This is a genomic window from Paenibacillus sp. E194 (assembly GCF_000935845.1).
Lineage (GTDB): Bacteria > Bacillota > Bacilli > Paenibacillales > Paenibacillaceae > Paenibacillus_B > Paenibacillus_B alvei_B.
Genome location: NZ_JMDX01000233.1, coordinates 1 through 8,634 on the forward strand (window position 1 = coordinate 1; position 8,634 = coordinate 8,634).

Annotated in this window: 9 protein-coding genes; 6 read left to right on the plus strand and 3 right to left on the minus strand. The window is 50.4% G+C overall.

Annotation, left to right across the window (positions count from 1 at the left end; all coding sequences use genetic code 11):
• On the plus strand, positions 1 to 491 hold a 491-nt coding region (locus AZ66_RS23415; RefSeq protein ID WP_044357058.1), incomplete at its 5' end, for an ROK family protein.
• Positions 492 to 626: 135 nt separating this feature from the next.
• Here AZ66_RS23415 and AZ66_RS23420 read toward each other — a convergent pair.
• The 3 genes from AZ66_RS23420 to AZ66_RS23425 all read right to left on the minus strand — a co-directional run bounded on the left by AZ66_RS23420 (position 627) and on the right by AZ66_RS23425 (position 2,295).
• Positions 627 to 1,529, minus strand: coding sequence for an alpha/beta fold hydrolase (locus AZ66_RS23420; RefSeq protein ID WP_044357059.1), 903 nt, complete (start codon positions 1,527 to 1,529; stop codon positions 627 to 629).
• Positions 1,526 to 1,960: a hypothetical protein gene (locus tag AZ66_RS30145; RefSeq protein WP_156160057.1), complete on the minus strand. Its 435-nt coding sequence runs from the start codon at positions 1,958 to 1,960 to the stop codon at positions 1,526 to 1,528. The genes AZ66_RS23420 and AZ66_RS30145 overlap by 4 nt, the downstream gene beginning before the upstream one ends.
• 152 nt (positions 1,961 to 2,112) lie before the next feature.
• Positions 2,113 to 2,295, minus strand: coding sequence for a MerR family transcriptional regulator (locus AZ66_RS23425; RefSeq protein ID WP_052648796.1), 183 nt, complete (start codon positions 2,293 to 2,295; stop codon positions 2,113 to 2,115).
• Positions 2,296 to 2,508: 213 nt separating this feature from the next.
• Between AZ66_RS23425 and ptsG the strand changes: the two genes are divergently transcribed.
• The 5 genes from ptsG to AZ66_RS33010 form a co-directional block, all read left to right on the plus strand.
• Positions 2,509 to 4,143 carry a glucose-specific PTS transporter subunit IIBC gene (ptsG, locus tag AZ66_RS23430; protein ID WP_044357061.1) on the plus strand — a complete coding sequence of 545 codons (1,635 nt, stop codon included), beginning with the start codon at positions 2,509 to 2,511 and terminating at the stop codon, positions 4,141 to 4,143.
• A gap of 434 nt (positions 4,144 to 4,577) precedes the next feature.
• Entirely contained in the window at positions 4,578 to 5,357 is a 780-nt protein-coding gene (bioD, locus tag AZ66_RS23435; RefSeq protein WP_044357062.1) for a dethiobiotin synthase, read from the plus strand.
• 212 nt (positions 5,358 to 5,569) lie between these two features.
• Entirely contained in the window at positions 5,570 to 6,574 is a 1,005-nt protein-coding gene (bioB, locus tag AZ66_RS23440) for a biotin synthase BioB (RefSeq protein WP_044357063.1), read from the plus strand.
• Complete coding sequence (locus AZ66_RS23445; protein ID WP_231587007.1) at positions 6,562 to 7,800, plus strand: aminotransferase class I/II-fold pyridoxal phosphate-dependent enzyme; 1,239 nt, start codon at positions 6,562 to 6,564, stop codon at positions 7,798 to 7,800. The genes bioB and AZ66_RS23445 overlap by 13 nt, the downstream gene beginning before the upstream one ends.
• A gap of 4 nt (positions 7,801 to 7,804) precedes the next feature.
• On the plus strand, positions 7,805 to 8,634 hold an 830-nt coding region (locus tag AZ66_RS33010), incomplete at its 3' end, for a hypothetical protein (RefSeq protein ID WP_044357064.1).

Genomic DNA, 8,634 nt, shown 5'->3' on the forward strand with positions numbered 1-8,634 from the left:
CAGTAGGTACAGGCATTGGTGCTGGTGCTGTCGTGGAAGGCAAGCTGGTTCATGGTCTGCTTCATCCAGAGATGGGTCATATTATGGTGAAGCGCCATCCAGAAGATACGTATGAGGGCAAGTGCCCATACCACAAGGATTGCCTTGAGGGTCTTGCTGCAGGTCCGGCAATTGAAGCGCGCTGGGGTGTGAAGGCGTACGAGTTAGGCGAAGACCATAAGGCTTGGGAGCTTCAGACCTTCTATTTGGCACAAGCGCTCATGAACTACATTTTGACGATTTCTCCGGAGAAAATCATTCTTGGCGGCGGCGTTTCCAAGCAATTGCACTTGTTCCCACGCATTCGCGAGCAAGTGAAGACATTGTTGAACGGATATGTTCAGCATCCTGCCATCTTGGAAGTGAACGAGGATTACATCGTGCCTCCAGCATTGCAGGATCGCGCGGGTATTACAGGTGCGCTTGCACTTGCGGTACAAGCACTAAAATAGAGAACCACGGGAGCGTTTCCCTGGAAAAATAAAAAGAAACCGTTCTTTGCGAAATGGATGCACGATCAGCCATTTGGTGAAAGGAACGGTTTCTTTGTGTTTGCGAGATTTGCAGAGGTGCTGTACCTCAGGCCCTCATAGCTGATTAACAAAAGCCAATATGCGATCATTCACTTCATTCGGAAACTCCCCATTGATTGCATGGGATGCATTGGGCCAGCATTCGATTTGAATATGGGGGGCATAAGAAGAAGCTTGCCGCACCGCCTTCTCTGAATCATGCATCGTGCTGTTCTTGGCCATAAGTGCTAGAATAGGCACATCGATTGTCCGTATTTGCTCCTTGCTGATCAGATCCGGTGCAGGCAGGCTGATCTTATAACTTCGCATGCCGAGTTCGATTAGTTTGGCAATTGGTTCACTCTCATCCGCTTTGGCTCCTCTAGAGATGTAGCTCAACATTTTCTGACGTATAAACCTGGGTACGATTGGAACCGCTGCCGGAATGGAAGCTGCAATCATCTTTAGCGATAGGGGAGCGAATACAAAGACTGGATCTAATAGACTAATGGAGGCCAAATGCGAAGGGGTATACCTAGCGAGATTCACCGCTGTCCAGCCGCCGATCGATACACCTACGAGGTGCACAGCCCGTACTCCTAAGCTAGTCAAAGTTTCACTAAGCCAGTTGGCTTGATCTTCGGAGCTGCGAATCGGCTTACTCTGTCTGCTCATTCCCGGTTCTCCAAGCAGATCGAGCGTATAGACAGGTCTTTCCTTCATGAGGCCGTGAAGATTCGGAGCCCACATCGGCGTAGATGCCGAGCGCCCTGGCAGCAGCAGAAGGGGCTCTTTCCCCTGATTTTCTGGCGTTGTAAATAAATAGCTTCTTACACTTCCAAAGGAGGTCTCGATATCCACCGTCTCCTGCGGCTCGGGGAGCAGCTTCATCGCTTCCCAATAAGCCGTTTCAAAGTCCGCCTTCCCTGTCTCTGATAGATAGCGTCCGATCATAGATAGGTCATTTCTCCTCTTCATGCTCCCTCCGCCTCGCTCTCTAAGAAATGTCGATGAGCTTCTTCAATAAAGTGTTCGCAGTATTCGGTTAGGAACCGATCTTCCTCTGGCCAGTGTTCCTTCTCCTCATAGCTTATCCGGTATGCTTCCCGCATCTCTTGCTTCTCCTTGGTAGCATATCGAACAAAGGAATCCCATCTCTTGCCAAGGGAGTAGCCGGCGTCGCTGACGGGATGAATGCCATTAATCATGAGCATGTAAGCTTCCAAAGTCAGCCCCTTCCACTGCCAATATACCTGGATCGCGGCTTGATCATTTTGAACATGTTGTTCAAATATTGCCCTGGCTTCTGATGGAAGGTTCATGTTGATATAGTCCAAGAGAAGATGTTTTCGTTTATTCAAAGTCAGCTCCATGATCGTCTCCACATTGATCGAGTCACTGTTCTCCATGCACGAAACCATCGCATCTATGAATGCCCGGTCTGAGCGGAATTCCATTTCTTTTGTGAACAGAAGGTCGCTTTGGCGCCGCAGTATACGCTTCAGATCTCCTTTATCTTCATACGCAAGGCATTGTTCTTGAATTTCTTTTAGGTTAAAGCCTAAGCTTTTATAAAAAGAATTTGCTGAAGCTTTACCAAATCGCGCTCTCTATAGGTTCTTTTATTGCTGCCTCCGCTGCGCTGAGACGCCAGTAAACCGATGTTATCGTAATACTGAATGGTTCTAACGGTAGTGCCGCACAGCTCCGCTAATTGTCCAACTGCGTATTGTAGTTCCTCCAATCCTTTCACCTCCTGCAATTACTTTCCCATATGACGTAGCGTCACGCGCAAGCCTTATTTTTGCTTTCACGCATCTTGGCAGCTTATTCTACGACAAGCCTGCACTATCTGATCTAGCATATTCCATCAGATTGCATACTTTTTCCTGCACTAGGGAAGGGTAAGCATACTTAGCGTACTTACATACCTTGATGCGATGAGGGGTTGAATCACATGTTCAAATCAGCATTCGGCGTACTGCAGAAAGTAGGCAAGGCGCTTATGCTGCCTGTCGCCATCCTGCCTGCGGCAGGTATTCTGCTTGGGATCGGCAATGCGCTGCGCAATCCGGATATGATTGCGAGACTACCTTGGCTTGGAAATAGTGCAGTCAGTGTCATCACGAACGTTATGGAGCAAGCGGGAGGCATCGTATTCGATAACTTGTCTCTCTTGTTCGCGGTTGGCGTTGCCATCGGTCTTGCTGGTGGAGACGGGGTAGCGGGCTTGGCGGCTATCGTTGGTTACTTCGTTATGAACGTAACGATGAAGGTCATGATGAACGTTACACCTGATGTTGTGGCTGGCAATTCGGCATATGCTACGATTCAAGGTATTCCGACTCTGCAAACGGGCGTGTTCGGCGGGATTATAATCGGGATTGTCGCAGCTGTTCTGTATCAGCGATTTTTTACGATTGAGCTGCCCTCTTATTTGGGCTTCTTTGCGGGCAAACGCTTCGTGCCGATTATTACGGCTGTAACCTCGCTCATTATCGGTATCATCATGGTGTTCGTCTGGCCATCTGTTCAACATGGCTTGAATACCTTCTCGCATTCTTTGCTTGATTCGAATCGAGCGCTGGCCGCGTTCATATTTGGTATTTGTGAGCGGGCACTGATCCCGTTTGGGCTGCATCATATTTTCTATTCTCCATTCTGGTTTGAGTTTGGGGAGTACATGGACAAGGCAGGGCAGCTCATTCGCGGCGACCAGAAAATATTTTTTGCCCAGTTGAAGGATGGGGTGCCTCTAACAGCCGGAACCTTCATGACCGGTAAATTTCCATTCATGATGTTCGGACTCCCGGCGGCTGCACTGGCAATCTATCATGAGGCGCGCAAGGAGAACAAAGCCGTAGTAGCAGGCTTGATGGCCTCGGCAGCGCTAACTTCCTTTTTAACAGGGATTACGGAGCCGCTCGAGTTCTCCTTCCTGTTCGTTGCTCCTCTCTTATTTGCTGTGCATGTGGTGTTTGCGGGGCTGTCGTTCTTAACCATGCATTTGCTAGGCGTTAAGATCGGAATGACGTTCTCGGGCGGCGTCATCGACTATTTGTTGTTCGGAGTATTGCAGAATAGAACGCCATATTGGCTCGTTATTCCGGTTGGGCTTGTGCTTGCCGTCATCTATTACTTTGGCTTCCGCTTTGCGATCCGCAAGTTCAATTTGCGAACACCGGGACGTGAAGACACAGCTCCAGCAGCTGCCGCAGCTACGGGGTCAGCCGCCTCCAATGAACTGCCACGCGGCATTTTGAATGCGCTTGGCGGCAAAGAGAACATTGCTTCCCTCGATGCATGTATTACGCGGCTTCGTGTACAGGTGAAGGATTCCGGTGATGTGAATAAGGATCGACTGAAGGAACTAGGGGCCTCAGGGGTTCTTGAGGTAGGCAATAGCGTACAGGCGATATTCGGTACGCGCTCTGAAACCATTAAGCATCAAATTAATGAGCTCATAACGCAGGAATCGATGGAACTGAGGCCTGACGATGGAGATACAGAAGTTCATCGTGATGCAGATACAGAGCCAAAGGATCAAGACAGTCGTCAGACATCGGATCGCGATACGGGTGATAATCGATAGCGCTTAGAAGAAAGCTATAGAAATACGGCGTAGAAGTAAGACGTACAACCTGTTTTATATACCTGATTGCTGGCAACCGAATGAGGCAACTGAGAAATACAAGCAGCTTCGAACTGAATGTCAGTGATTGATGATGACTGTCCCCTCACAACTTGAGTTGTGGGGGGATTTTTGATTGTAAGGTTTGTTATCTGGGTTCACAACAACATCTCCAAAAAACTTTTCCTGCTTGATAGGCTCATGATCACAGTAAAGTGTGATGTGTATGTAGGTATTGATTAGAAATTTTCCGTTACTACAACATAATTGTTAACCCGCTAACATAATATTTGGTTAACAAACCCTTGTCCTTTGAGAAATCATTAGGTAAAATATATTTCTGAAATGTTAACTATATATTTATTTATATGGTTAACATTGAGGGGGTGCTGCATATGGTTCCATATATACATACAGACGAGAAACACCATTTCTCAAGAGGGCTATTTATATCCTCCACAGGAACTGGGATAGGGAAGACGATCGTGACCGCAGGAATAGGGGCGTACTGCCGCGAGATATGCCAGCGTCGAATTCGAATATGGAAGCCGGTACAGAGCGGGGTAACTATAGGTGATCCTGAGGCAGACAGCTATCGTCTGCGAATGGGAAGCGGACTGTTAGATACACCGGAAGAAGAGATCGCAACATGGACGCTGCCAGATCCGTTGGCGCCATGGATGGCCTTTGAACGGGCGGGGGTCGCATTTGCATTCGAGCGCTTGCTGAAGGAAGGACGCGGACGGCAGGAGGATGGTTCCTTTTTGCTGGTTGAAGGAGCGGGAGGGATCGCAGTACCGTTCAGCGCAGAGTACACGATGGCTGACGCTGCTCGCGAACTGGGTACACCTGTGCTGCTCGTAGCTCCCCCCGGTTTAGGGACAGTAAGCCATACGGTGACAGCAGTGCAGTATGCGAGGGAGCGAGGCATCACGGATATAGCAGTCGTATTCAGCGGACCGCGGTCATTGGCAGATGAGCGAGAGATTGCGGAAAATGCTCGGATGATTGAGGCCATGGCTGGTGTGCCCGTATGCGGAATTGTTCCCTGGCTAATGCAGCCTGCCAATGCTCAAGCAGCGGAAATGGAAGCTTGGGCGGCTTGGCGAGAGCAGTGGCTTGAATCCTTTGTCCGAATGGAGAAAATGATGGATTGGCTGCGGAAGCGGATATAAGCGCATCGGGGACAAACGACGGATAGCCACAGAGATGAATAGACACAGAGATGAATAACACAGAGACACAGACACAGACACAGAGATAAAAACACAGAGATAAAAACACAGAGATGTAGACACATAAATGGATAGACATAGATAGATGCAACGTTCTACAGATGGAACGAAGATGAAATGAGGATATCACAACCTTTTAGGGAGAGATGAGGATGAAGGAACAGTTGGTAAAGGCGGGTATGGATTGGCGCGGTCTTGCAGCAGAGATCATTGAGGGGAAGGTATTATCGCGTGAGGAGGCGCTATCCATTCTGCAGGCTAAGGATAGTGAGCTGCTTGCCATTATGGATGGGGCGTACCAGGTGCGGCGGCATTATTACGGCAATAAGGTGAAACTGAACTTGATTATTAATGCAAAGAGCGGTTATTGCCCGGAGGATTGCGGGTATTGCTCACAGTCGACTCAATCCGATGCCCCAATCGAGAAGTATACGATGCTGGAGAAGGATACACTTGTGGACGGTGCGCGCAAAGCGATGGAAATGAAGGTGGGGACGTATTGCATCGTCGCCAGTGGGCGGGGGCCTACGAAGCGAGAGTTGGATCAGGTCGTTGCAGCTGTAGAAGAAATCAAGACGACGATGCCAATGAAAATATGCGCGTGCCTAGGGATACTCTCGCAAGAACAGGCAGATCGGCTGAAGCAGGCCGGCGTTGATCGCTATAATCACAATTTAAATACGAGTGCCGATCATTATTCGCATATCACTTCAACGCACACGTATGAGGATCGAGTACATACGGTGAGTACAGCCAAGGCAGCAGGTATGTCTCCGTGTTCAGGTGTCATTATGGGGATGGGGGAGACTGACGAGCAGTTGGTGGATGTGGCCTTTTCCTTGCGCGAGCTGGATGCAGATTCGATTCCAATCAATTTCTTAAATTCAATACCTGGTACGCCACTGGCTCATCTGAATGATTTGGATCCGCGCCGCTGCTTGAAGGCATTGGCGATGTTCCGCTTCGTCTGCCCATCGAAGGAGATTCGGGCATCCGGTGGTCGTGAAGTGAATCTGCGTTCCTTGCAGCCGTTAGCGCTCTATGCGGCTAATTCCATTTTTGTCGGCGACTACTTGACGACAGAAGGGCAGGAAGCGACAGAGGATCATCGGATGATCGAAGATCTCGGATTTGAGATTGAACGATGTGCGCTATAAGTTCTGGGACTGACCGCTGGGCATGGATGCGCGAGCAATTGGCGGAACGCGAGCAGGTCGGGCGTCTGCGTCAATTGACGCAGACAACTTGGCTGCCAGATGGCTGGGTGAATCGCGATGGGAAGAGGGTACTTAATCTTGCCTCCAACTATTACTTGGGGCTATACCCCTGGATATCTGAGACAATGTGGCGATCGTTGAATGAGGAAGCTGTGGAACTGGGGGAACCGGGGCTGCGGATCGGGTCTGGGGCTTCGCGCCTCATTACAGGGCATGATCCTCATCATGAGGCATTAGAGCGAGAGATGTCGGATTTCAAGCAGACGGAGGCATGTCTCATTTTCTCAAGTGGATATATGGCTAACGCGGGAATTATCCCTGCGCTTGTCGGTCGTCACGACGTGGTATTTAGTGATCGACTCAATCATGCGAGCATTGTGGATGGGATTATGCTAAGTCGAGCAGCGCATGTTCGCTACCCGCATCACGATCTCAATCGACTGGAAGACCAATTGAAGAAGTGGACGGTTGGTGCATCAGGGTCAGGGAGAGCGTCACGCAAGCTGATTGTGACCGATGCGGTGTTCAGCATGGATGGAACAAGGGCGCCGCTGGAAGAGCTAGTTATGTTGAAAGAGCGGTATGGTGCAATCCTGATGGTGGATGAGGCGCATAGTGGCGGCGTGTATGGTGCCGAGGGGGAAGGACTCTGCCATGCGCTTGGAATTCATCAGCATGTGGATATCATCATGGGCACATTCGGCAAGGCTTTTGGGGCAGTCGGCGCCTATGTCGCTGCGGAGGATATTGTAATCAGGTATCTTGTGAACCATGCTCGAACTTTTATCTATAATACGGGTTTGCCTCCGTTCGTGGCAGCGCTTGTGCGCGCGCGGCTTAGAGAAGTACGCTCTGCAGGTCAGGCTCGCTCGGAGTTGATGCATAAGGCGTCGCTCTTTCGTGCGAGGCTGCAGGCTGGTGGCCTCGACACGGGGGAAGGGGATAGTCATATCGTTCCCGTTATGCTCGGCTCTGATCGGAGAGCAGTTGTGGTAAGCGCGGCTCTGGCTGAAGCCGGCGTAGCGGGTCTTGCGATTCGCCCCCCAACTGTGCCGGAGGGTACGGCGCGCATCCGGTTCGCACCGTCTCCGCTGCATCAGGATGATGATCTGCTGCGGGCAGCAGATAGGGTCGTGGACGCTGCGAATCAATGGAAGGAAGCGTAACACGATGATTGGCGGCGATAGGGAAGGCATGAAATGTGAAGAGGATAAGGGGAGGATGGAGATCCAATCGGCAAGAAGCGAAAAAGGTCGCTTGCGAGATACGGCCTCATTGAAGCTCCCATCTAAACCGAAATTGCTATGGATACATGGCTGGGGAATGTCCTCCTCGGTATGGAGGCATCTTGCAGCGCAGCTGCCCGAGTTTGAGCATCGTTATGTGTCGTATGCTGGTGCGAGTACAGTTTTAGAGTTGTTGGCTGCGGTTCGAAGGCCTTTTGAAGAAGAGCCGGAAGGGGAGTGGCATGCGATTGGTTGGTCGATGGGCGGCATGCTGCTGCTAGATCTGTTGGTTACATGGCGCGAGGCATCGAACAACGGGCTGAATAAAGCGTGGGAGCAAGAACAAGGGCAAGAGCAGGTGCAGAAGCAAGAGCATGGGCAGGATCAAAAGCAAGTGCAGGAGCAAGTACAGGAGCAAGTACAAGAGCAAGTACAAGAGCAAGTACAAGAGCAAGTACAAGAGCAGGTGCATGAACAAAAGCAGAAGAAAGAATTGGGGAGACATCGAGAGCAAGATCAGATGCTAGAGCAAGTGCAAAACCAAGTGCAAAACCAAGTGCAAAACCAAGTGCAAAACCAAGTGCAAAACCAAGTGCAAAACCAAGTGCAAAACCAAGTGCAAAACCAAGTGCATGAGCAGGAGCGAAAGCAGGAGCATGAGGGGGAGATAGGGCAAGTGGGCAGCTTGGCCGGCATTGCGGCTGTTACTCGCCCGCCCGTTGTGCGCAGCGTCATTCTGACGGGAACCACGCTGCGCTTCATTGACGACACAGG